This window comes from Psychrobacter sp. FME5 (assembly GCF_014861375.1).
Taxonomy (GTDB): domain Bacteria; phylum Pseudomonadota; class Gammaproteobacteria; order Pseudomonadales; family Moraxellaceae; genus Psychrobacter.
On the sequence record NZ_RRYX01000015.1, the window covers coordinates 18,746 to 43,916 of the forward strand.

At 44.0% G+C, this 25,171-nt stretch carries 23 protein-coding genes; 17 read left to right on the top strand and 6 right to left on the bottom strand.

Annotation, left to right across the window (positions count from 1 at the left end; genetic code table 11):
• Positions 1-62 precede the first annotated feature (62 nt).
• The 6 genes from EI161_RS03885 (at position 63) to xerD (ending at position 4,491) form a co-directional block, all read left to right on the top strand.
• On the top strand, positions 63-626 hold the full coding sequence (locus EI161_RS03885; RefSeq protein ID WP_192523404.1) for a YqgE/AlgH family protein: 564 nt from the start codon (positions 63-65) through the stop codon (positions 624-626).
• Positions 627-740: 114 nt separating this feature from the next.
• Positions 741-1,268: a Holliday junction resolvase RuvX gene (ruvX, locus tag EI161_RS03890; RefSeq protein WP_192523403.1), complete on the top strand. Its 528-nt coding sequence runs from the start codon at positions 741-743 to the stop codon at positions 1,266-1,268.
• Between the two features lie 75 nt (positions 1,269-1,343).
• Positions 1,344-1,868 (top strand): hypothetical protein, encoded by a 525-nt coding sequence (locus EI161_RS03895; RefSeq protein WP_192523402.1) that lies wholly within the window; start codon positions 1,344-1,346, stop codon positions 1,866-1,868.
• 60 nt (positions 1,869-1,928) lie between these two features.
• Positions 1,929-2,255 carry a sulfurtransferase TusA gene (gene tusA / locus EI161_RS03900; RefSeq protein ID WP_192523401.1) on the top strand — a complete coding sequence of 109 codons (327 nt, stop codon included), beginning with the start codon at positions 1,929-1,931 and terminating at the stop codon, positions 2,253-2,255.
• Between the two features lie 82 nt (positions 2,256-2,337).
• Positions 2,338-3,528, top strand: coding sequence for a methyltransferase (locus EI161_RS03905; protein WP_192523400.1), 1,191 nt, complete (start codon positions 2,338-2,340; stop codon positions 3,526-3,528).
• 24 nt (positions 3,529-3,552) lie between these two features.
• Positions 3,553-4,491, top strand: a complete 939-nt coding sequence (gene xerD / locus EI161_RS03910) for a site-specific tyrosine recombinase XerD (protein ID WP_192523399.1) — start codon at positions 3,553-3,555, stop codon at positions 4,489-4,491.
• A gap of 391 nt (positions 4,492-4,882) precedes the next feature.
• Here the strand turns inward: xerD and EI161_RS03915 are convergent, their stop codons facing one another.
• Positions 4,883-5,326: a hypothetical protein gene (locus EI161_RS03915; protein WP_192523398.1), complete on the bottom strand. Its 444-nt coding sequence runs from the start codon at positions 5,324-5,326 to the stop codon at positions 4,883-4,885.
• A 493-nt stretch (positions 5,327-5,819) separates the two neighbouring features.
• Between EI161_RS03915 and EI161_RS03920 the strand changes: the two genes are divergently transcribed.
• The gene (locus tag EI161_RS03920) at positions 5,820-6,428 is read left to right on the top strand and encodes a class I SAM-dependent methyltransferase (protein WP_192523397.1); all 609 of its coding nucleotides are present in this window, start codon (positions 5,820-5,822) and stop codon (positions 6,426-6,428) included.
• A gap of 93 nt (positions 6,429-6,521) precedes the next feature.
• Here the strand turns inward: EI161_RS03920 and lptG are convergent, their stop codons facing one another.
• Together lptG and EI161_RS03930 are read right to left on the bottom strand one after the other, a co-directional pair.
• Positions 6,522-7,730: an LPS export ABC transporter permease LptG gene (gene lptG / locus EI161_RS03925; RefSeq protein ID WP_192523396.1), complete on the bottom strand. Its 1,209-nt coding sequence runs from the start codon at positions 7,728-7,730 to the stop codon at positions 6,522-6,524.
• Positions 7,730-9,034 (bottom strand): LPS export ABC transporter permease LptF, encoded by a 1,305-nt coding sequence (locus tag EI161_RS03930; RefSeq protein ID WP_192523395.1) that lies wholly within the window; start codon positions 9,032-9,034, stop codon positions 7,730-7,732. Before EI161_RS03930 ends, lptG begins: the two co-directional genes overlap by 1 nt.
• A gap of 771 nt (positions 9,035-9,805) precedes the next feature.
• Here EI161_RS03930 and EI161_RS03935 point away from each other — a divergent pair.
• From EI161_RS03935 to sstT, 3 genes are all read left to right on the top strand, one after another.
• A complete protein-coding gene (locus tag EI161_RS03935; RefSeq protein ID WP_192523394.1) occupies positions 9,806-11,458 on the top strand; it encodes a leucyl aminopeptidase in 1,653 nt (550 codons plus the stop codon).
• 49 nt (positions 11,459-11,507) lie between these two features.
• Positions 11,508-11,993, top strand: a complete 486-nt coding sequence (locus EI161_RS03940; RefSeq protein WP_192523393.1) for a DNA polymerase III subunit chi — start codon at positions 11,508-11,510, stop codon at positions 11,991-11,993.
• Positions 11,994-12,188: 195 nt separating this feature from the next.
• Complete coding sequence (sstT, locus tag EI161_RS03945; RefSeq protein WP_192523392.1) at positions 12,189-13,391, top strand: serine/threonine transporter SstT; 1,203 nt, start codon at positions 12,189-12,191, stop codon at positions 13,389-13,391.
• 96 nt (positions 13,392-13,487) lie between these two features.
• Here sstT and EI161_RS03950 read toward each other — a convergent pair whose 3' ends face one another.
• Together EI161_RS03950 and EI161_RS03955 are read right to left on the bottom strand one after the other, a co-directional pair.
• The gene (locus EI161_RS03950) at positions 13,488-13,811 is read right to left on the bottom strand and encodes a chaperone modulator CbpM (protein ID WP_192523391.1); all 324 of its coding nucleotides are present in this window, start codon (positions 13,809-13,811) and stop codon (positions 13,488-13,490) included.
• Positions 13,812-13,897: 86 nt separating this feature from the next.
• A complete protein-coding gene (locus tag EI161_RS03955) occupies positions 13,898-14,914 on the bottom strand; it encodes a DnaJ C-terminal domain-containing protein (protein ID WP_192523390.1) in 1,017 nt (338 codons plus the stop codon).
• A gap of 528 nt (positions 14,915-15,442) precedes the next feature.
• Here EI161_RS03955 and EI161_RS03960 point away from each other — a divergent pair.
• Complete coding sequence (locus EI161_RS03960; protein ID WP_192523389.1) at positions 15,443-15,805, top strand: septal ring lytic transglycosylase RlpA family protein; 363 nt, start codon at positions 15,443-15,445, stop codon at positions 15,803-15,805.
• 357 nt (positions 15,806-16,162) lie between these two features.
• On the opposite strand, the gene EI161_RS03965 is transcribed toward EI161_RS03960, so the two are convergent.
• Positions 16,163-18,217, bottom strand: coding sequence for an ABC-F family ATP-binding cassette domain-containing protein (locus EI161_RS03965; RefSeq protein ID WP_192523696.1), 2,055 nt, complete (start codon positions 18,215-18,217; stop codon positions 16,163-16,165).
• A 496-nt stretch (positions 18,218-18,713) separates the two neighbouring features.
• Here EI161_RS03965 and erpA point away from each other — a divergent pair, with 496 nt between their 5' ends.
• From erpA to EI161_RS03995, 6 genes are all read left to right on the top strand, one after another.
• Positions 18,714-19,094: an iron-sulfur cluster insertion protein ErpA gene (gene erpA / locus EI161_RS03970; RefSeq protein ID WP_225735213.1), complete on the top strand. Its 381-nt coding sequence runs from the start codon at positions 18,714-18,716 to the stop codon at positions 19,092-19,094.
• Positions 19,095-19,462: 368 nt separating this feature from the next.
• Complete coding sequence (gene gshA, locus EI161_RS03975; RefSeq protein ID WP_192523697.1) at positions 19,463-21,037, top strand: glutamate--cysteine ligase; 1,575 nt, start codon at positions 19,463-19,465, stop codon at positions 21,035-21,037.
• A 55-nt stretch (positions 21,038-21,092) separates the two neighbouring features.
• Positions 21,093-21,620, top strand: a complete 528-nt coding sequence (locus EI161_RS03980) for a disulfide bond formation protein B (RefSeq protein WP_192523698.1) — start codon at positions 21,093-21,095, stop codon at positions 21,618-21,620.
• Positions 21,621-21,968: 348 nt separating this feature from the next.
• Positions 21,969-22,598: a copper resistance protein NlpE N-terminal domain-containing protein gene (locus tag EI161_RS03985; protein WP_192523699.1), complete on the top strand. Its 630-nt coding sequence runs from the start codon at positions 21,969-21,971 to the stop codon at positions 22,596-22,598.
• 315 nt (positions 22,599-22,913) lie between these two features.
• Entirely contained in the window at positions 22,914-24,404 is a 1,491-nt protein-coding gene (gene mpl, locus EI161_RS03990; protein ID WP_192523700.1) for a UDP-N-acetylmuramate:L-alanyl-gamma-D-glutamyl-meso-diaminopimelate ligase, read from the top strand.
• 352 nt (positions 24,405-24,756) lie between these two features.
• Positions 24,757-25,011, top strand: a complete 255-nt coding sequence (locus tag EI161_RS03995) for a GlsB/YeaQ/YmgE family stress response membrane protein (protein ID WP_192523701.1) — start codon at positions 24,757-24,759, stop codon at positions 25,009-25,011.
• The last annotated feature ends 160 nt before the right edge of the window (positions 25,012-25,171 follow it).

Here is a 25,171-nt window from a genome sequence, read left to right on the forward strand (position 1 = left end):
TTTTTACCCATTAACGCCATATAGTGGTCTCCCACCTTTATTAGTAGGTTACGTTTGTCTCTATGTCTAAAGCCAATTTGACCCATCATTTCTTAATTGCAGCGCCAGAGCTGTCAGACCCTAGGTTTGAGCAGGCGCTAATTTATATCTGCCGACACGATAAACACGGTGCGCTTGGTCTCATGGTCAATCGTCCGCTGGAACAAACTCGGGTGGGAAAATTACTAGAGGATTTAGACATTGAGGTTACCGATCCGCAAGTGATGGATGACTTGCCGTTAGAAGGTGGCCCTATGTATCCTGAAGTGGGCTTTGTGCTGCATACCGGACAACCTCAGTGGGCGTCTTCTTTTGCCATTTCAGAAAACGTTTGTATCACCACTAGCCAAGATATCCTCAAACGCATCGCTGATGGTCAAGGTGTTGGACACTATCAGCTGTGCTTGGGCCATGCCAGTTGGGGCAAAAAACAGTTAGAGACTGAGCTTGATAACGGTGACTGGTTAGTGTGTCCCGCTGATCTGAATTTGTTGTTTGATACGCCATTTGAACAGCGCTGGCAAATAGCCGCTGATAAGATTGGGGTTAATTTTGACTATCTTAGCAGCGATATTGGTCATGCTTAGGGTGTGTTGAACATTCACAAATATATTGGTGATGAGCGCAAAAAGTATCATCTAGGTTAAAGCCATTAAGTTAAAAAAAATGGTGTTCAATAGAAATAGGAAGCACGCATCATTATGGTAGATTCTGAAACTAGCATTGCAACGGCAACTGCTGACACTGCTACAGTAGAGCCAACCGTTAAGCCGCACCTCATACTAGCACTCGATTACGGGGTCAAAAAAATGGGCATGGCGCTTGGAAACACCATTACCGAAACCGCGCGTGCCTTCGATATTTTAGCGATGAATAATGGTCAGCCTGATTGGGACAATTTATTAGGTATCATCAAGATTTGGGGTGTGGCAAAGGTGGTAGTTGGACTACCGCTCAATATGGACGGTAGCAGCTCAATGCTCTCAAAGCGTGCGCACAAATTTGCGCGGCGTCTAGCACATAGAGTCATGGAGCAGCGTTTACCAGTGACAGTGACTCTATGTGATGAGCGCTTAACATCCGTTGCTGCGCGGGAAATAGCCTGGGAAAATGGCTGGATTAAAAATGAGCGCGACCCGATTGATGACATCTCCGCCTGTATTTTGATGTCGACTTATTTTGCTGATCCTAATAGTAGTATCGCAATCGACGCTATCAAAGCCAATTAATTGCGCGACCGCTTGATTTTCAACATTCCGCCAACTTCTGCTAGACCCTCTAAACGGATAAGCGACTGAATTATTATGACCACTGTCTCAGACCAATCCTTAAAAAATAACTCGCGACATGGTTTTGCGCCGCTGGCCATCGCCCGTATCAAGGGCGCTCAGCGTGCCAATAAAATTGCCATTTACCTCATTTATGCCGCCATTATTGCTTTTATGGTCTTTGGCACCATTGCTAGTATAAAAGCTTTTCATGACAATCAGTTGCTGTATCGTTTGTTCTTTAATCTGCCCTACGCGCTGATTGCGCTGACCATTCCGCTAACGCTCTATGATGCGTTTATTATCTATCGCTATCGCCTCAATCAATCCTCGATGGTGATAATGACCATTGGCGTCTCAAGCATTATCCTTATCGGTGGGCTGTTATTTGCTGATACGGCTTGGTTAGGATTGGCATCGTGGCTTGGCGTGGCGTTTTTATTCAAAGTGAGCTTTAAACGTTTTTTTAATTTTTTGGAAGTGGCAGACTTGCCTGACACTGATGAAAAAACAGATGAAAAACAAGAAACAACCACTGATCCAGAAAACACCCCTTTATAGCAACATAAAAAACAATGCACAGCGACCACACTTATCTCTTAGGTTAAGAAAATTAATATTATGACCACTTCAATATCCGACACCACTATCCAACATCATTTAGACACTCAAGGACTGATTTGTCCTGAGCCAGTGATGATGCTGCATCGAACCATTCGTAAAGCAGAAAGCGGCGAAGTAGTTGAAATACTCGCCACCGATCCAGCGACCACTCGTGATATCCCTAATTTTTGTCGTCATTTGGGTCATGAACTATTGAATCAAGAAGTGATTGCTGAAAATGTGAGCTTACGTTCCGATCCGGAAGAAATAACCATTGCTAGCGACGATGATGGGCCCACAAGCGCCACGCTTTATCGTTACTTGGTTAAGAAAAAAAGCGCTTAGGGGCTGTATAGAAATCAGCGCTTAATAGTTTAAAAATATTTTTGCTTTGTAAACAACGTATCACTCACAGAAGGTAAGCCGCGTGTTATCAACAGAAAAGCAGTATGTACAATGGTTTGAGGATGAAACTTTGCATAGCGCCCGCTGGCTGTCTGAGAGCAATCATGCGCCGCCTGCGCGTATCGTTTTAGTCGATGACAAAACGACCGCAGATGAAGCCTATCGCTTGGCTTGCGAAGGTACATCACTGCTGTGGCGCGGTGACTTTCATAATGCAAAACAACTGCTACAAGCCCTCAATCGACGTATCGATCGTACTAATGAACGTTCTGAACAGCGCAAAATAAAAAAAGCCGCTAATAAGTCTACGGCCGATAAGTTGGTCACCCCCGAAGCCATACCTAACTTATTTCATCAGCAACGCCAAACCCAAGCCCAACGTTCGCGCATATTAAGTCGTTTATTATTAGAGCTTGAGACTGGTTATGTCAGTAAGCTACGTCGCGCCCCCGATGTCAGTGCCGCTTGTATGGCAGCTTTTGGCCAGTTGGATGAATCTTGCTTGCTTTCGTTCCGTGACCTGCAAGGGGCGTTAGGCGCAGCGCAGTGGCGCGAAAAAGGCGTACCGATTGAGAGTTTAGGTCTATCGATTTTTCCACATTATGGGGTCTTTGCGCCAACACGTCACGAGTATGTGCAGTTGTTGCTCGATGCACCGCTGCCAGATACTTGTGATGTTGCCTTTGATATTGGTACTGGAACAGGTTTGCTGGCAGTTATCTTAGCGCAGCGCGGTGTGCAACAGATCATTGCGACAGACTTAAATCCGCGTGCGTTAGCCTGCGCCAGCGAGAACTTTGTGCGTTTGGAGTTATCTGCCGTACAGTTACAGCAAGCAGATTTGTTTCCAAATGATGCGCCGCTAGCCAATTTAATAGTTTGTAATCCACCTTGGTTGCCCGCTAAGCCAAGCTCGCCATTAGAGTACGCCGTCTATGACGCTAAGAGCACGATGTTGCGCGGGTTGTTGCAAGGTACAAAGCAGCATTTAGCCGAGCAGGGAGAAGTCTGGTTGATTCTGTCAGATTTAGCAGAACATTTGCAGCTGCGCAGCCGTGATGAGTTATTGGGCTGGTTTGCAGATGCTGGTTTAGCAGTCAAATACCGTCTCGATACCACCCCTAAGCATGGTCGTAGCCAAGATAATACTGATCCGCTATTTGCGGCGCGTAGTTTGGAAATCACTTCGTTATGGTGTCTAGAACGTGTTTAATATTCAACCACCGAGTATTATATTATGAGCCGCGACCGTGCCGTACAGCAGCGCCAACCAAAAGCGTTAGCCGTTGATGACGAGCCAACTTATATCACTGAGTTTCGTCAAGCCATGCTCTCGCGTGGTCTGGCAACGCGCACCCGCAATGCTTATGTCCGTGATCTGCGTTCTTGCGAGCTGACCAATCCTATCGCCCTGACACGTTGGCAGCCTGATGACGTGCTGCACTGCCTATCAACGCTTACCGTCGAAGGCAAAACCCCACGTACCCAAGCACGTATGCTCTCAAGCTTGCGCCAGTTTTACCTATGGATGATCGCCAGTAACCTGCGTGAAGACAATCCTTGCGAGCGCATCAAAAGCCCAAAGCTTGGTCGCCCATTACCAAAGGATTTAAGCGAAGGCGATGTCGATAACCTCCTTGCTGCACCTGATACCAGCACCGCGCTTGGATTACGTGATAAAGCCATGCTAGAAGTGTTGTATGCTTGCGGTCTGCGTGTCAGCGAGCTGATTAATCTATCGCTTGAGCAGGTGAATCTCAATTCAGGCTGGCTACAAATCACCGGTAAAGGTAATAAAACGCGATTGGTGCCTTTAGGTGAATACGCAGCAGACGCGCTGGAAGATTATCTAACCCATGGACGTGTGGATTTGATTGCACATTTAAAAGCAGGAAATTGCCAAGCAGTATTTTTGACCGCGCAAGGCGGCTATATGACGCGACAAAACTTTTGGTATTTATTAAAAAAATACGCCAAAATTGCCAGTATTGATAAAGAATTGTCGCCGCATACCCTGCGTCATGCTTTTGCCACGCATCTACTCAATCATGGCGCAGATTTACGTAGTGTGCAGCTATTACTTGGCCATAGCGATTTATCGACGACACAGATTTATACCCACGTAGCGACAGCGAGATTGCAAAAATTGCATGCAGAACACCATCCAAGGGGTTAAGTTGTTAGTGCGCGAGAATCACCACACTCGAGAACTACCTCACTGGAAATAAAAAACATCTATAGTTAAAATACTTTAAAAACACTACGATACTGCGGGTATAGTTTTTTTGCAGCCTCTGTCTGCGTAGGCACAGCAAGCAAGAAAAAACGGTACCTGCAGTACGTGATGTAGCGATATTACTTCTCACTGACTATATTACACCTGAACCAAAGTAAAAGCGGCAGTATTATTAATACTGCCGCTTTTTTATAACTATTAAAAACGTCATCTTATACCATTCACAAAAATTAGAGTAGCAAGGAAAACGAGTGTGACACGGCTAATCGTACTTTTTGGGTTTGGTATTATTTATATTTAAGACAATCGGCCTCATTGCTGATTCACATTTTTATAGTGATAATGATGACAAGCCTGCATATTCTGTGCCTTTTGACAGCACATAACGCTTACTGGTTTCACCATCTGTTAGGAAACCACCAAACGTCTGCGATACAGCGCTAAACAAAATAATACTAACGGCGCTCAGTGCCTCTTCAGCCAGCTCTTCAGTATGCAATAGCTCTTTGGCTTTTTCGACACTAATAACAGCACAGCTTTCGTTGGCACTAAGACGTGGATTGGTGTCTTCATTATAATTTTGATAGCAAAAGGCGATAGACACATATTCATCAGATCCTGATAGCTCAGCAAGATAAGCTTTGTCGATGGTTTTTACCGCTTCAACACACTTCACAGCAGGTTGCTTCTTAAGAGGCTTTAGCCGTCTGCTGTGTACGATATGAATAAACACTTCTTGTGCTGGGTTTGTTTTAGTTTTAATTCTAGACTTCATTTTTTAGCATCCTTTCTTTTTAATGAAAGCTTAGTAATACCATTCACAAAAATTAGAGTAGCAAGGAAAACAAGTGCAAGTGTTACGAGCTGTAGACTAAACGAGTTTGACATAGCTAATCGTAATTTTTGGGTTTGATATAAATTTAAGCTTAGTAAGCTGGTATGCTTCCCAGGATAATGGGAAGTTACTATAACAAACTATAATAAATAGTTGACCAGTGCGTTAGCTTTCTTAGTATTCCATAGCTTCCATAAGTATGCTATAGCTTTAAGACATAAATGCGTAAATGAATCTTTCTAATACGCTGCAACATAGCACTCAAAGGTAAATAAATCTCTACTCCTGACCACAACCACTCTTCCCCACGATACAATTCTAGCAATCGGTAGCTGCAAACCTGCCCTTTTCTCGTTACAATACTCGTCATGATGTGCACACTGTCTGATTGGGCGATGCACCCCCTATTACTTATCCATTATCCGAGAACCCCATGAGCCATAGACCCCCTGCTGACCTATTAGAAAAAGCGCAACATTGGCGCGAAGACATTAACTTTCGTGAAGATGTACTTGGCAAACCATTTGATTTTGCCACCACGTGGGGTATTTTTTCACCGCAAAAGCTTGACGATGGTAGCCTGATGCTACTTGATTATGTGGACTTTCAAGCCGATGATGACTCGATAGATTTAGGCTGTGGTTATGGCGTGCTCGGTATGACGGCGGCGCGTGAATGTCCGAATGGCCGACATACTTTGATTGATAAAGACTTTATGGCAGTAGAATATGCGCGTCTTAATTGTGAAAAAAATGGTCTAAAAAATGTCGATGTACATTTATCCAACGGCTTTAATCAGGTAGCAAAGGACAAAGACTTTAGTCTTGTGATGTCGAACTTGCCAGCCAAAGTGGGTAAAGAGCAGCACTATTTATACTTCCTCGATGCCTATGCACGTATGCGTCAAGGGGGCCGTTTTTATGTGGTAACGATTAATGGCTTACGTCAGTTTATGAAACGCTCGTTTACCGAAGTGTTTGGCAATAGCGAAAAGGTCAAACAAGGCAAGACTTATACCATTACCATGGCGACCAAAGAATAGCTTTTTGAAACCTTAAGTTTTTAAAAGCTAAGCACAAAAAAGCCCACTAAGACATTATCGTTTTGGTGGGCTTTTTTGTGCTTAGCTACTTTTTTACATTTGTCGTTTTAATAAATAGCCACCCAATATCGCACTGGCGATAATCGGTAATATGACCATTAATAACGGTGAAAACCCAGTTGCCAGCGAGACAAAACCAACTAAATCCTGGACGTAGCTAAACAACAAGCCAAATAATAAGGCCACTACGATACGTAAACCCAAGCTATGCGTACGCAGCGAGCCAAAGACGAATGAACAAGCAACAATCACCAGTGATAAGATAGACAATGGCGATAACAGCTTTTGCCAAAATGCCAGCTCATGACCTAAAGAACGGGTACTTTGTTGGCGCATAAACTGACGATGCTCATACAACTGGGTCAATGATAAATCATCCGCCTCACGAGTGAGCAAATACACTGACTCAGGGGCAAAGGGCAGACTTAAGGTATCTGACGGTGAGATGGCTTGGCTACTTTCAAAACCTTGATTGATAGTAAGCTCGGTCATATTATTCAGCTGCCATTCGTAACGATATTGTTCGCTCAGTTTGCTACTGGCAGTATTAATAGGCTCGCGCCCGATATATTGGCCGCCCTCAGCATGAACGGCAGTTTGCAAGCTACCCTTGTTATCTAAGTGCCAACGCTTTACCTGACCGATATTGCCTTGAACATCGGCATAATCGATATATAAGATATCGCTGCCATCTGGTTTTGTACTGCCATCGTTTGACTCTACAAAGCGTGGCTGCACGGTCCAATAACCGCGTACCGATGTCACCAACGAGCTGTTATCCTCATCGTTAATCTCTTTTGCCAATTGATTGGAATGCGGCAACACAAACTGATTAACCATCAATGCCAACAGGACAAAAATTAAAGCTGGCTGCAATACCCAGCCGACGATACGATAGACGCTAACTCCAGCGGCGCGCATCACGACCAACTCGCTGTTATTGGCGAGCAGGCCCAAACCAACCACTGCCCCAAGGAGCGCGCCCGTTGGGATAAATTGCTCTAAAAAATACGGTGAACGATAAAAGATATACTTAATCGCCTCACCCATCGTATAGCTATCATCTAGTGAGTCCAGCTCTGATAAATAAGAGAAAATAAGTTGCAGTGCCCATAAACCAATGACTGCAGCAATAATCGCTAATAAAGCATTGAGTTTCACATAGCGACTAAGCACTTTTAGGTTGGTAGGTTTTGCGGCCAGCTGTATCGGCTTTGGGGACTTGGCAAATAAGGAACGCATTAAGATTGCCCTCCTTGTGAGCCATTGCTTTGATTGTCAGTATTGTTTTGATTATTAGCCACCGCTAAAGGTTCATGCTCTGGTTTGCGAAAACGCAATCGATGCTGCACGCGGCTGCCCCAATTCATATAAAGTGCCAAGGCCATAAACCCTAACACCAACCACGCATAGGCCCAAACGCTCACACTGCCCTTACTCACGGCATTTTTGAGTGAAATAATGCCTAGCGCACAGCTGACAAATAATAAGATAGAAGGAAATAGCCGCAACCAGCGACCTTGACGCGGGCGTACTTGCGCCAGTGGCACTGCCAGCATAGGCGCGATAATCATCAGCCACGGTAGTGCCAAACGATAGCCCAATTCGGCTTGTGTGGCTCGTAGCGTATTTTCACTATTTAACGGCGCATTGCCTGTTGCTGCTTGCCATAACGGACCAATCGCTTGCGTTTCGATATTGGTTTCCGTAATGACTTCTTTGGATGGTTCGGTCAAAGTAATCCGGTAACGATCAAAGCCCACTTGATTGTACTTCAGGCTACCTGCACCGACTTCATAACGTCGCCCTTGAAATAAATCCAACTGGGTCACGCCGCTACTGCCCGTCTCTACTTGCTGAGCACGATTGGCCAGCGTAATGGTGTCTTTACTAATATTCGTATCTATTAGCGCTTTTGGTAGCTCTGGGATATTTAATTGCTCAGCAGTTTGTGGATCGATGTTGTTTTTTACATCGACACCATCATTTTTAGCGGCGTTATCTTTAGAGGTGCTACCTTTTTTGTTTGGCTCAGATTGAATAAGTATCACATCTTGTAGTTGTTTTTTATCATCACTCAAGCTACCCACATACAAATGATAGTTGCCACTACTGATAAACTGATTGGGACGAATTAAATCAAAGGCGCTGGTCAATGCTTGCTGCTGCCAAATACTTTCGGATGAACGTACACCCCACGGTTTCCCAACGATGGATAAAGCCGCCTCTCCGACAAACAGCGCTAATATCAGTGGCGTCATCAAACGGGCAAGCTTGCCACGCGATATACCGCTGGCGTTGATGACTGCCATTTCTTGATCGACATACAGGCGCCCAAACACCAACATCAAGGCAATAAAAAAAGCCAATGGCAAAATCAATTCTAAAAAGTACGGCAAATTATAACCAATGATGGTAAATAATAAGCTGATATCTAGATTGCCTTCCGCTGCAATACCAAAATAACGTATCAAACGGCCGCCCAGCATCATCACCACTAAAAACCCCAAAACCAATGCGGTCGTTGAGGCAACTTGTTGGGTCATGTAGCGGCGTAATATCACAATAGGCACTCTTAAAAAAAGGTTGGTAGTCGCAGGGTTCATCACCGCTTGATTGTCAGACTAAAGACAGAGCTAATGACGACAATTCAATGGTAATAACTGGGTAATAAAGACATCGGGCTATTCATACAAATATAGTTTATTCACTATAAAACAGAGGCCGTGTGGCATAAGTTTTGCGGCGCCTCTGTCTGCGCAGGCACTACAAGCAAGGAAAACTTATGCCAGTAGCACGTGATAATATTTGCACTTATTTTATTTAGGACGGGCTATACTTAAACAGCCGTAAGAACAATGACCACCAACGTACATAAACGTAAAAGTTCCTGCGTCATTTATTAGCTATACCCTATAAATATCAGCGATAAAGATAACCGCTAATCCTAGCATATTTTGCTCTAAAATGGCTGTGAAATGTGTTTGAAAACATTGCGCTCATCTTGCTGACTACACTTTTACTTTATGTACTTTAGAAAGCTTTGTTTGCCCTTCGTATCAGTGGCCCTGTGTCTCCCATATTAGTTGCTAAACTGATAACTCAGCAACATCAGCCTGAATTAGCATAGCCAAGTAATTTGAACATATTACCTAAGCCTTGCGCACTGCGCACTGGCCTCGCAATATGCTACACTATTGTGCTGGCTCAATAAGCCAAACCATTTAAAAACCCAGTCATTTAAAAAATAGTATTTTAAAAAGTACAACTAAATTAATAATATCTGCCATTTTTATAACTCTAATAAGGATCATTATATGAATATTAAATTAACCCAAAATCTTCCAAAGACTCATACACAAAAAATACTTAAAAAAGAAGCCAAAAGTAAAGACGCGGCCTGTCTGGTCGTTTTAGTCGACGATCAAAAAAACATCTTGGCTGAGTTAGAGCTGAGCGACTATCAAACGCGCATTGAGCAATTGATTGAAGTATCACACTTTAATGGTAAAGCCTGTGAGACTGTGGCTGATTATGCATTAGCCGGTGATAAGAAAACCACCAAAGAAAACCCAGTCCAATTATTATTGGTCGGCGTTGGTAGCCTTGATAAACTGAGCCATAGCGTATTGCAAAAAATCGCCAATACAGTTTATCAAAGCACGCAAAAACGTGTTGACTCTATTACTGTCGCTTTAGGCGATGCCTTAGAAGAAAACCAGTTTGGTCAGTTTGCGCTTAACTTATTGGCGGCAAGCTATCGTTTTGATAAGTATAAATCTGAGCAACAAACCCCTGTATTGACGGATATCTATTTACTCGCCGACAAATCGTTGCAAGCTTCATTAGAATTTACCCAGGCAGTTTTCGCTGGTCAAAGCCTAACACGCAATGTGGCCAATGAGCCGGGGAATATTTGCTTCCCCGCTTACATGGCAGAACAAGCACAAGAGCTTGCCAAAACTTATCCTGATTTATTAAAAGTTACGGTATTGGGTGAAGATGAGATGTCAGCACTGGGCATGGAATGCTTTTTAGCCGTTGCACAAGGCTCTACCAAAGAAGGTAAGCTCGTGCTGATGGAATATCGCGGTAAATCTAATTTCAGCGCCAATGCTGACTCTGGCAAAGCCACAAGCAACAGCGCAAAAGTAACGGGTGGACTAAAAGCACTGGCAGAGAAGCTACCAAGTAAAGCTTCTGATAAAAAGTCTGATAAAAAAGGCAACTCTCAATCGACAAACGACGATGCTCCTATCGTATTAGTCGGTAAAGGCGTGACCTTTGATTCAGGCGGTATTTCTATCAAGCCTGGTGCGGCCATGGATGAAATGAAGTTCGACATGGGCGGGTCAGCTTCGGTACTGGGTACGATTAAAGCCTTGTGTGAAGCACGTCTGCCAATCAACGTCGTTGGTGCCCTAGCTTGTGCTGAGAACATGCCATCAGGTGATGCCACCCGTCCAGGTGATATCGTCAAAGCCATGAACGGCAAATCGGTCGAGATTCTAAATACCGACGCCGAAGGCCGTTTGGTATTGGCAGATACTTTATGCTATGTACAACGCTATCAACCAAAAGCCATCATCGATGTCGCCACCTTGACTGGTGCTTGTGTGGTTGCTCTAGGTCACGTACGTTCAGCGGTCTTTAGTAATGACGAAGATGTGTTGTTTAATTTAGAAAATGCCAGTAACTTATCGGGTGACCTCATCTGGCACATGCCAATAGATGACGAGTATCAAGCACAGCTCGACTCGCCTATCGCGGATATGCAAAACATCGGTGGTAAAGGTGCTGGCGCTGTCACTGCTGCCTGTTTCTTGTCGCGTTTCGTCGAAGAAGGTCAAGCATGGGCACATTTAGACATCGCTGGTACGGCATGGAATTCAGGCAAAGACAAAGCCGCCACTGGTCGTCCTGTACCGCTATTTATGCAATATCTAAAAAACAGCGCTGGCATGGCATAATGAGTTAATGAAAACCAATTTATGAAAACTAATTAATGAAAATCAGTTTATGAACATTAGCTTTTATATTTTAAGTGAGAATAAAGCCCAAGATTTCTTGGGCTTTATTTGTCAGCTGACCCAAACGGCGCTCAATAAAAGTAGTCAGTCTTTACTGATTCTTACCGATAGTAATGATGAATTGTTATCGACGCTTGATGAGGCGCTATGGGCACAAGAGGCGGCAAGCTTTATACCGCATCAACGCCTTTTGGGTTCTGATATAGAGGGCGCTGATACTGATGTTGTTGATATGGTCAATAACGAGGCGTTAGCACCCGTATTGCTTAGCACCTATATGCCCGCCAATTTTAAAGGAATCGTCCTTAATACTACGATACATCCAGTGAATGCTTTTATGGCGACAACCAATAACGCTCAACCTACTCGGGTACTTGAGCTGATAAAGCCTGACGCCACTAGCGTGCAAGAAGGTCGTCACAAATATAAAGCCTATCAGCAATTGGGCTACGAGCTGAGCCATTTTAAAGTTTAATCAATAAAACCCCACCACTTCTCGCACTTAAAAACTCTTTAACTTCCTTAATGCTACTCTTATTTTGGCGCTATAAGCCCAGCTAGGTGTGGCTTAAAGGCATGCGCTTAATTAAAAAAAATGCTACCATCTTTCGATTAATTTTTCATTTGCTTTATGTATTTCTTATTTATCAACTAACTCGAAGGTGTATAGATGCGTTCATTGATTGCGATGTATCAGCGTATAGGGCTGGTACCGCTCATTATTATTGGTTTGGTATTGGGCGTTTTAATTGGCTGGCTAGCACCAAGTGTCGGTATTGCGTTAGGGTTACTAGGAACGCTATTTGTCGGCGCGCTAAAAGCCGTTGCTCCGATATTAGTGTTTATCTTGGTCATGGCAGCCATTAGCCAACACCGCAGTGGCAATGAAGTTTATGTCAAACCCGTGCTCATCATGTATATGTTCGGCACTTTTTTGGCGGCTCTGACCGCGGTTGGGGCAAGCTTTTTATTCCCAACGGATTTGGTATTGGTTAATGCCAATATTGAACAAGTACCACCCGCCAATCTCAGAGAAGTATTAACCAACCTACTGATGAATCTAGTGGCAAACCCGGTGAGTGCTATCGCTGAGGCCAACTATATTGGTATTTTAGCATGGGCAATCATTATCGGTTTTGCCCTACGTCAAGCCAGCGACACTGCTCGTACCGTCGTCGGTGATTTCGCAGAAGCCATCTCACAAGTGGTCAAATGGGTCATTGCACTAGCGCCTTTCGGTATCTTGGGCTTGGTTGCCAATACAGTCGCTGAGACCGGCTTTGCTTCTTTAGCCGGTTATGCGCGTATTTTGTTGATATTGGTCGGTTGTATGCTGTTTATTGCTCTGGTTGCCAACCCTCTTATCGTCCTTGTTAAGACGGGCAAAAACCCATATCCGCTGGTCTTTACTTGCCTACGTGAGTCAGGAATCACGGCATTCTTTACCCGTAGTTCGGCAGCTAATATTCCAGTCAATATGAACCTTGCGCGTAAATTAGGGTTACACGAAGATACTTACTCGGTGACCATTCCACTGGGTGCAACCATTAATATGGCAGGGGCGGCGATTACCATTAACGTCTTAACCCTCGCGGCGGCGCATACGCTCGGTATCGAGGTAACCTTTGCATCAGCGCTGCTATTGAGTCTGGTCGCCACCATTAGTGCTTGCGGTGCTTCTGGTGTCGCGGGTGGTTCATTATTATTGATTCCACTGGCCGCCAGCCTATTTAGTATTCCAAACGACATTGCCATGCAGGTGGTTGCGATTGGCTTTATCATCGGGGTAATACAAGACTCGGCAGAAACCGCCTTGAACTCATCAACGGACGTGTTATTTACCGCAGCGGCTGATCCAAAGTATGCGCGTTAGTCCTTTATAAAAAAGTGCTATAAACAAAGTGTTGTAAACAATAAAGGGTCTCATTTCAGAGACCCTTTTTTTATGCGCTTGAGTACGGCCAATTAACTACTTTAGATTTTCTATCTCTACTTCGATGACGGGCGTCTGACTATCTATTTGACGTTTTAGCTGGCGTAACTGTTCGACTTCATCCAGCAACTCAAGTATCAAACCAATCGCTGGCACGCTGGCTTCAAAGTCGCGGCTAAGGCGTGTGGCACGGCGCACGATCGTGAGCTGATAACCAGTGAACTGTTCGCGCTCAGGCACATCATATTCAATGATATTTTCTTCAATTAGCTCGATAATCCATTGGCGCTCTTGACCACAGGCGGATACTAGTTCATCTAAGCTCATGATAATATCGGTAAATTCAGGCGAGTGTTTCATAGCGATTATCCTCGTTTTCTCTTTATTTTATCGTTATCGTCTGCATCTCTATTACGTTGTTAAATGTCGGGTACTACGGTCATCATTTAACGTGCAACCTTAGTATCAGCAAAGGCTTGTTTTAACTGCTCATAAGCTTGGGTAGCGGCTTCGCTATCGATATTAGGATTGACGATATTCAAGGATAGGTATAAATCACCCGCTTGCTTGGCGGGGATACCCTTACCTTTTAAGCGTAAGTTGCTGCCAGATTTGCTGTTTTTAGGAATGGTCACACCCAATGTGCCCGCTGGTGTACTGACGTTGATTTTCTCACCCAACGCTGCTTCCCATGGCGTTATATTGACGGTTTGATAGACATCAGCACCTTCGATACGAATATTGGCCGTATGACGAATTTTAACTTTCAAAAACAAATCGCCATTTTTACCACCACCGCTACCAGCCGCACCTTGTCCAGTGAGACGAATTTGTTTGCCATCGGTAATGCCTTTCGGAATCTTAATTTTAAGGGTCTTATTCTCGTAATCAACATTGCCGTTAGGCTGACGTACCGGAACGTTTAACTTGATACTGTAGTCATCACCGCTATAAACCGATGCCAAATCGACGGTGATTTCTGCATGTTGATCTTGACCTTTACTGTTCGCGCCAAAGCCGCCGCCAAACTGATCAAAGCCGCTATTTTGAGAGCGACCGCCTGCCTGCCCATTGGCTGAACCGCGCGCGCCGCGTCCAAATGCCGAAAAAATATCATCGAAGCGAAAGCCACCATCGCCATAGGCTTCACCGTCACCAAACTGATCTTTGATATCTTCCCAACGAAAACCGCCTTGCCCAGCACCTGCTTGTCCACCAAAACCGCCAGTGCCGCCTTGACCTGCAAACGGATTGTTTAGCATGGCGTCGTATTCAGCGCGCTTGTCCTTATCTCTGATGGTTTCGTAAGCGTTATTAATTTCAGCGATTTTATTGTCAGCGTCTGGATCGTCACTGACATCAGGATGATATTGGCGCACCAGCTTACGGTATCTTTTTTTAATATCGGCGTCTGAGGCGTCTTTTTTGACTCCTAAAATGTCATAGTAGTTTTTTTCTGCCATGTTATTTTTCTCCAAAATAAAAGCATGTTAACAATATTGGTATGCCCATTTTAAAGCATAGAATCTAAAATTTTATTCGGCTACGACATATAGTCAGTGAACAGCCATATAGTCAGTGAACAATAGTATCGATACATCACTGACGGTTGGTATAAATTTTACGCTGCTTTGACTAACTATTTCGTCATAAATTACTAACAATGATAACAATAAAAAGATTACACCGCGTTATATAAATATTAACAGGAGTGCTGCCACACTGTAACAGTAGCGGTTGTAACCATACTTGCATCCGCTTAAACTTATGTATTAGGCAGGTTCTGAATAATTATTATGTGATTACTCAGCATTAACAGATACATTTTTGTCTTTAAAAACAGTCGTTTGACCTTATCAGTTCTTTTACATAACAGAAAGGATATAACAAGCTATTTCTTGTAAGATGCCTTTATTATTTGTACTCATAGGGAGTATGGATAGCGTAGGCAAGCGTATCTGTCTATTTTATAAATTGCTCAAAGGTATTGAATGTCCTATTTAATCAAGTCTTTAGTTATCACCTTATCACTACTAATTACGACCACGGCTTTTGCTGGAAACACCAGTTATTATGGTAATAAGTTTCACGGTAAACGTACCGCTAGTGGTAGTATCTTCAATATGAATTCCCTGACTGCTGCACATAAAACGCTGCCGTTTGGGACGAAGGTACAAGTGACTAACCAGAAGACTAAGCAGAGCGTAATCGTAAAAATTACCGATAGAGGGCCTTTTATTCGAGGCCGTATCCTTGATTTATCGAAAGCCGCTGCAGGTCAAATAAACTGTCAACTGTGTACGACCACGATGGAAATACTCTCTTATGGTGATGGTAAATACCGTAGGGAATAATACCAAACCCAAAAAGTACGATTAGCTGTGTCATATTCGTTTAGTCTACAATGTGTAGCACTTGCACTCGTTTTCCTTGCTACGCTAATTTTTGTGAATGGTATAAGAACCAATACAATAAAAACCAATGTAATAAAAAAGGGAGAGCCAACGCTCTCCCTTTTTTATGTCTATTTTTCAAGCTAAAGACTGTTTAATAGATTCAAAAAAACTTAGAATAACTACAGTGCTATTGGGATGAATTTTGCGCAGCCTCTGCGTATGCAGCACGCCAGAAAAATTTATACCAGTAGCACATTAATACAGCTACACTAGTTTAATTATTCATCGACTATAATTTAAACAATCTAAAGCTTGTTACTCCAATCCAGCTTCCATTTCTTCTAATGTCGTCATCGATAGTAATAACTTCTCTTCATTATCACCGTGCTGCTGCTGTAGTGCCGTCTGCTCGTTGAGTAATACGATCAAGTCGGACTTACGACTTTCTTCATAAAGCTCAGTGTTGGCAAGCTTTTCTTCAAGCGCTAGCAGCTTTTTATCAATGGTAGCCAACGCCTTCTCTGTATCGTCAATAGCGCGGCGAAACGGTGCGGTTAATTTGCGTTGTTCAGCGGCAAACTTGCGTTGCTCTTCTTTACTAAGCGCAGGCCGAGCCGATGCGCTCTTTTTCGACGCTGCAGTATTTGAAGATAGGTCTGATTTTTTATTGGTATCTGCTGTATTAGAGGCTGAGCTATCCTTTGTTTCACGTGAAACAAACTTCTTACTCTCCTTTTTACTTTTTTTCTTACCTGGATTTTTGTCTTGGGCATTCTCTTGCTTACGTTTTTCAGCCAGCCACTTGCCGTAGTCGCTAATGTCACCATCAAACTCTTCGATTATACCGTCATGTACCAGATACAGCTCATCACAGACGTTGGCAATCAGCTCACGATCATGCGATACCAGCACCACTGCCCCTTCAAACCCTTGCAAGGCAATAGTTAACGCTTGGCGCATTTGTAAGTCTAAATGGTTGGTTGGCTCATCGAGGACGAGGACGTTCGGACGCTGCCAAACGATTAATGCCAAGGTTAAACGCGCACGCTCACCACCAGAAAACAGCTCGCTTGGCGTGTCGATGCGGTCGCCGCGAAAGTCAAAACTGCCCAAAAACGAGCGTAGCTCAGCATCAGAAGTCTTGCCGGCTAGGCGACGCAGCATCTCGATAGGAGTTGCTTTGGCATCTAGGATATCCATTTGATGCTGGTTAAAATAGCCTAATTTTAACGTATCAGACACACGATACGCCCCTGTTAATATGCCAAGCTCGCCGACTAAGGCTTTAATCAACGTCGATTTACCCGCACCATTCATACCCAGCAAGCCAAGACGCGTATCTGGAGTGACTTGGACATTGGCGTTATGCAATAGTGGCGTATCGGTGTAACCAATATCTGCTTGGGTCAGCTCAATCAATGGCGAGCTCATATTTGCCGGCTCATAAAATCGGAATGAGAACGGATTGTCGGCCATCATCGGGGACAGCTCAGCCATGCGCTCAAGCTGCTTGATACGGCTCTGTGCTTGTTTGGCTTTACTGGCTTTGGCACGGAAACGACGAATAAAGTCATCCAAATGCGCCTTGGTGGCTTCTTGCTTCTCAAACGCTTGTTGTTGCTGCGCCATACGCTCGTGACGGGTACGAATAAACTGCTGATAATTACCCGTATAGAGGGTAATTTTTTGTTGTTCGACATGCAAAATATGACCGACTGTGGCATCTAAAAAGGCTTGGTCATGCGAGATAACAATCACCAGACCAGTAAACGCATTAATCCACGTCTCAAGCCATAAAATCGCATCCAAATCCAAATGGTTGGTCGGCTCATCGAGTAACATCAAGTCTGCACGGCTCATCAAGGTTTTGGCGAGGTTTAGACGCATACGCCACCCCCCCGAAAACCCCTCTACTGGCAGCTCGTGTTGAGTGGTGCTAAAACCCAACCCTGCCATAATTTGCGCGGCTTTGGTCGGCGTACGATAACCATCAATTTCATCAAATTGTTGGTGCAACACACCAATCTGCTCATCACTGACGCTGCTCAAATCATTTAATGCTGCATTAATCTCGTACCACTGTTCATCACCACTGAGCACATAATCAATCGCCGACTGCTTACTCGCGCCCACTTCCTGCGCCATATGTGCCACATTCCAGCTATCAGGAATACTCACCTCACCCTTATCGAGCGTGACCTCGGTATCGCCCGTGCCCATTTGCGTTAGTAATAAGGCAAATAAGGTCGATTTGCCGGTGCCGTTATTGCCCGTTAAACCAACTTTGTGGCCCGGATGTAGCTGGAAGCTTGCCTCTGCAAACAACTCGCGGCCATCACGGCGAACACCAACGTCTTTAAATTCGATCATATAATTTCTTCATCTCAACAGTGATATAAAATATAAGGCAATAAGAAAAACACACATCTGGCATGTTAGGGCATGTTAATTGGCGGCTATTATTTCAAACGCTTGCCCCATAGGCAAACGATTAAATAACTATTTCAAAACTAAGTGTTTATTGGGACAATAAAAACGAATATCACCGCATCAAATTCAGCTCGCAGCGTCACTCTTGACAAACGAATCAATACCCCCATTATGATATACTGCTATTAGATAAGTGCCAGTCGTCAACCAAACCGTCGTACTGGTACAAATCGTCGTACTGGTACAAATATGATATTTATAATGTGCCAGTTATAACGTGTACAACGTGCCGATTATAATGCGCTAATAGTAATAACAGCACCGCCATAATAATAGTACCCAATCGAATCAAACGCCGTGCGTATCTTTATTTGCAAGTATTTTGCAAACCCAAACAGGACGACCACCGCATTTGATCCTAGCAACTGAGGTAGATATGAACGAATCAACCAACCAATTTAACCCAAGCTCAAGCCAGCCAGTAGACCCAACGGTCTTGAATCTAACCGACAGTGCGGCGCAAAAAGTACGTCGTCTGCGTGAAGAAGAAGGCGATAGCGACCTGATGTTACGTGTTTATGTGACTGGGGGTGGCTGTTCGGGCTTCTCTTATGGTTTTAACTTTGCCAATGATCTAAATGAGGACGATGCTAACTTTGACAATGGTGATGTGACCTTAGTCGTCGATTCGCTAAGTTATCAGTATCTACAAGGCTCTACCGTTGACTACACCGAAGGGCTGGAGGGCGCACGCTTTATCGTCACCAATCCAAACGCCACCACCACGTGCGGCTGCGGCTCGTCATTCTCTATTTAAGTTAGCGATTCGTATGACCTTTGATCGAGATGCCCTAGTCGTTAGCCAAAGCTATCACAAACAGCTTAACGTCGCACTTTCGAAGCATCTGTCTATTTCAGGCATCTATCTAGTAGGTAGATGCTTTTTGCTTTATCCGTTTTCTAGAAGAAGAATAACGCGCTATTTATAAAAATTTTGATTGAAACCCACCATTAAAATCTAGATAAATTAGCACCTGTAAAGCTTATCGTATTTGTAATTGTCCGTGGTTTTCAGGGCAGCTTTGAGCTAAACTGACGGGATTCTTCATCCAATATCTACCTCTTTTATGGTCAAACACCAGTGGTGTTTTGATCCGCCATAACAAATAACAATAGATGACTATTATGAGTAATTTTGCGAGCAGCTTTGTTAACTTTGAAATTCCTAACTGGTTTGACAGCAAGCATTTAACAGGCATGCTACGCGGTATCGAAAAAGAAGGTCTGCGCGTTAAGCCTGATGGTTATTTGGCCCAAACGCCTCACCCAGCCAAACTAGGTTCAAAACTCACCCACCCCTTTATCACCACTGATTATTCAGAAAGTCTGCTTGAGCTGATTACCGACCCAAAAACCTCACCAAAAGAGACGCTAAACATGCTGCGTCAGTTGCATGTGCTGGTTTATCAAGCCATGCCTGAAGGTGAGCTGATGTGGCCGCTGTCTATGCCTTGTATGCTGTCATCGAATGATGAAGATATTCCACTGGCTGATTATGGCAGCTCTAATACGGGTAAACTCAAGACTCTATACCGTAGTGGTCTGAGCATCCGTTATGGTCGCCGCATGCAGGCAATCGCCGGTTTGCATTATAACTTATCGTTTGGCGACGGATTATTTGAAGTCTGGCAAGCAGAAATGCCAGATGCAAAAAGCCAAACGCTGACAGAATTTAAAAATGAAAAATACCTAGGCTTAATTCGTAACTTTAAGCGCTTGACCAGTTTGGTACTGTATTTACTGGGTGCCAGTCCTAGCGTTTGTCCTTGTTTCTTAGCGGGGCGTGAGCATGATTTAGAATTGATGAATGATTCTACCTATTATAGGCCTGCCGCCACCAGCCTGCGTATGGGCAAGCTCGGCTATACCAATAGTGTGCAAGAACACCTCGATATTCGTTATAACTATCTGCCAGAGTATGTCGATGGCTTACGCCGCGCGATTCAAACCCCGCATGAAAGCTTTGAGAAACTCGGTTTAGATGATGAGGATGGCAATCCTATCCAAATCAACAATCATATTTTACAGATAGAAAATGAATACTACAGTCCCATTCGTCCGAAACAAATTGCGATGAGCGGAGAGACACCGACTGAAGCGCTTGAGCGTCGCGGTATCGCCTATGTCGAGTTCCGTGCCATCGATCTTGATCCTTATAGCGACGTCGGTATTCGCCTCTCTAGCGCCTGCTTTTTAGAAGTCATGGCGCTGTATTGTTTATTCAGCGACTCACCCGACCTGCTACCTGAGGAAGAAGAAACCCTAGCCATCAATCTTGAGCGTGTGGTAAATGAAGGTCGCCTCGATGGCTTGCACATCATAAGCAATGGCGAAGAGCAGCTACTTGAGAGCTGGATGCTGCGACATTTAGAGCATATGCAGCCACTTGCCGCGCTACTTGATGCCCATTATGGTGGCAATGATTACCGTGCGGCAGTTGCCTTAATGCAAGGGAAAGCAGGGCATTCTGAGTCAACTATTTCTGCCCAAGTAAATTCTGATAGTCAGCGTTTAGGCAGCTTATGGCAGCTTGGTTTTACCTTAGCTCAGCAGCATCGCGAGTCTTTATTGCAGCAAACACTGAGTCCAAATACCCAAGCCAAATATGAAGTATTGGCAGAAAAATCGGTACTGCAACAAGCTGATATTGAGCAAGCCGAAACAGAAGACTTTATGGACTTCTTGCAACAATATCGTTAGCACTTTATTTGCTTTTACTATACATCAATGAACATTTTATAAGAGTAACCGCCCAATGCTAAAGCTGACCACTTACCGCAATTTGCAAGTATTTTTGGTGATAATGGCCGTGATAGGCATGAGTTTTGCATTGTTGTTTTTGCAGCGCTATATGGGCTTTTCACCTTGTCCGCTATGTGTCTTTCAGCGTATTGGGCTGATGGTGATGGGCGGCTTTGCTTTAATCGCTGCTTTATTTAACCCCAAGTCAATGGCTATTAAACTACTATTATGGCTTGGAAGCTTAGCAGGTATTGGCTGGGCGACTGTGGTGGCGGGACGTCATGTTTGGCTACAGCATTTACCAGCCGACCAAGTGCCTTCTTGTGGTCCAGGGTTGGATTACTGGCTCGACACCCTACCCATGCAGCAAGTATTAAAAGAAGTTTTTGCCGGTTCTGGTGAGTGTGCATCTATCGATTGGACTTTTTGGGGGCTCAGTATCCCTGAGCAGTCTTTGATCTTCTTTAGTGGACTGCTAGTGGTACATGGATTGATATTATGGCGTATCGTGCGACCTACTAGACACAGCCGTCAAGCTTAGGACCTGTTGAACAGTCAAATATTAGGATTGCAGACGGCTATTTAAAAACCTCTCTGGTCACTTTTACGCTTTGATATCTCAAGAGGCTTTATTTAACCTATTAGAATAAAGGGTGGTTTTCTATAACTATAATCGCATATAGCCAATGACTACAGTGCCTAAACGCGACGCTACTGAAAGACCCGCCTATTTCTATCACATAAATTAACGAAGTCGGACTCGCACCGTTTACGTATTATCGTTAAGCTTGTCATTCTTGTTTTCATTATTTCTTACTATAACTTTAGGTTATCCATAATACAGACAGCGCCTAGCCATACACTTTGAAAAATTGTTTTTGGTAATACTATGATATATTTTCCGTCTACTTCTTCGACAACGCTCACAGTAATCAGTCGCTGTATGCGCTCCTTATTGGCGGTGCCAGTGTGCCTACTGCTCGCTAGCTGTGACAGTGCCTCTTCCTCTACCAATAATGAAATGACCCAAAGTGCAGCAATTAACAGTACGCAGAATGCTGGGGTGCAAAATGATGAGGCTGCTGGATTAAACAACAAGGCCAAAGATTTAGCGGATAAAACTGACAACGAAGAGGGCCAATCCCTGATTGCAGCGGCCAATCCAAACGACAATACACATAGCGCGCCAATGATTTCAGCATCGAGTAGCGATAGCACGCTGCAGGCTACATTAATGGGCGATTATGGCGGTATGGTGCCGTGCGCATCTTGTGATAATATTGATATTACCTTAAATTTATTTGCCGATGGCTCTGTCCTAAAGACCAGTGTGTTTCATAATGCTGAACCTGCGCAGCCACCTTTACTCGAATCGGGTGTTTATCGCCAAGATAGTGACATGATCACCATTGTTTATGAGAAAAAAAATATCGAAACCTATCAAATTAAAGACAATCACTTGGTTATGATGGATGAAGATAAAACACCTGACAATGACTATACCTTGTCGCGTAAATAGCAAAGTATCTACACTCCCAAGGTAGGCAGTAGAATTTATCAAATGATAAATAAAACACCGTTAAACCAGTCAAATTGACGAGCTGAACAACGCCTACTTATTAGGCGTTTTTTATTGGTCATCTTATAATCTTTACTTTACAATGAGCGCGTGCACGAGCGCCATACTGATATACCAGTGTCCATTGACTCTTTTTTATACAGCATATCGTTGGTTTAAAATAAAAGAGTGACACATTGAATCACGCTAATACTGTCATTGTTATGGATACCTTAGCACTTTTATTCTTTTACTTTACTCCCGTACGGAACGTCTATGCATATTCATATTCTTGGTATTTGTGGTACTTTTATGGGCTCGTTGGCATTACTAGCGCGCGCCCTTGGACATACAGTCACTGGCTCAGACGCCAATGTTTATCCTCCTATGTCCACCCAACTTGAACATGCAGGCGTGACTATCGAGGAAGGTTATCGCATAGAGCATTTGCAACCAGCGCCCGATTTGGTGGTGGTCGGCAATGCGATGAAGCGTGGCATGGATGTGATCGAGTATATGCTCGATACGGGTCTGCGCTATACCTCAGGGCCACAATTTTTATCTGAGCAAGTACTGCAATCACGTCACGTCATCGCGGTGGCAGGTACGCATGGTAAGACCACAACGACAACCATGCTTGCTTGGATATTGCATTATGCAGGTATTGATGCAGGGTTTTTGATTGGCGGAGTACCGTTAGTAGACACTACCGATGAACATTTGCAGCAAGTGTTTGCCCATAGCAGTTATTTGGGTGCAGAAAAGACCGGCAATGACAGTTCAGAAAAGATGGGCTATTTTGTCATTGAGGCTGATGAATACGACTCAGCATTTTTTGATAAACGCTCAAAGTTCGTCCATTATCGCCCGCGTACAGCGATTTTGAACAATCTTGAATTCGATCACGCCGATATTTTTGCTGACCTCAATGCCATCCAAACCCAGTTTCATCATATGGTACGTATGATTCCAAGCACTGGTAAAATCATCATGCCAGCAGCCACTATTAGCCTAGAAGATACGTTGGCCAAAGGCGTTTGGACCCCTATTTGGCGTACTGCTGTTATTGATAAAGAAGCAACGAGCGCTACCGAAAATGATGGTAAATCAAAAAATAGTAGTGATTGGCAAGCTGAACTAATTAGCGAAGACGGTGGCCAGTTTACCGTGAGCTTTTCGGCTGATAAAGAAGCCACAGCCGTCGTAGATTGGTCGATGAGTGGCATCCATAATGTTAATAACGCGCTGGTCGCTGTCGCTGCCGCTTATGACGTTGGCGTTAGTGTTAAAACTGCTTGTGCAGCCTTATCAGCCTTTGCTGGTATCAAACGCCGAATGGAGCTGATCGGTGATGTTAATGACGTTCTAGTGTTTGACGATTTTGCCCACCATCCGACGGCTATTACTACCACGCTCGATGGCGCCAAAAAGAAATTGGCAAACAGACGCATTTGGGCCATCATTGAGCCACGCAGCAACACCATGAAAATGGGCGTTCATCAAGATAGCTTGGCTGAATCTGCTGCACTGGCTGACCATACTTTGTGGTATGAGCCTACGGGTTTAGAGTGGGGCTTAAAAGAAGTCATCGAGCGCGCTAGTAGCACAAACGCGAATCTGGGCAACCAACAAGTCCTCTCTAGTGTCGATGCGATTATTGACCATATCAGCACGCAAGCAAAAGCGGGTGATGCGATTGTGATTATGTCTAATGGCGGCTTTGAAGGTATTCATCAGCGTCTACTGACTGCGCTGCGCAATCAGTAGCCCTGTTATCTAGCATCTGCTTAGCACATAATTTAGCCAAAAGCGTCGCTTCGTTATAGACAAGCTACGCTTTTTTACTCTCGAGTTTCCATGAGCAATTTAATCGGTAATAACCATAAATAATGCACCGTGTTAGCGTCCCCGCTACCTTTGTAACCTTTCATTTACCTATCCTACCTTCATATTAGCAAATCAGTGTTTTTCCTCACATAGCTCATACACTGGTAACATTTAGTGCTTACCTTTACGCCTGAGCTGCGCCTACAATGTATCTATTAATAAGAATGATGATTTAAAACTGAACAATCAAAATTAATAAACATTATAAATGATAATAAATTAGGAGAAAAAAATGAGCTTTATTTGGATGATTATTGTAGGTTTGGTCGCTGGGCTATTGGCACGTGCTATCAAGCCGGGTAGCGACCCTATGGGCTGGATAATGACGATCGTACTGGGTATCGTCGGTGCTCTAGTTGGTGGTTTCATCGCTGGACTGATCGGTATCAACGCTGATGGCGGTTTCACGGGTCTTATCTTCTCAGTAATCGGCGCGATTATCCTGTTGTTCATATATGAGATGATCATGAGCAAGCGTGGTGTATAACTAACAACAGCTTTATAAAGAAAGTTGGTTAAAGTAAATGAAAAAGCCTTGCGAATAGCAGGGCTTTTTTAGTTATGCGTGGTTATAAGAGTTTATACCAAGCAATATAGTTAAAATACTTTAAAAACGCTACGATACTGCGGGTATAGTTTTTTTGCAG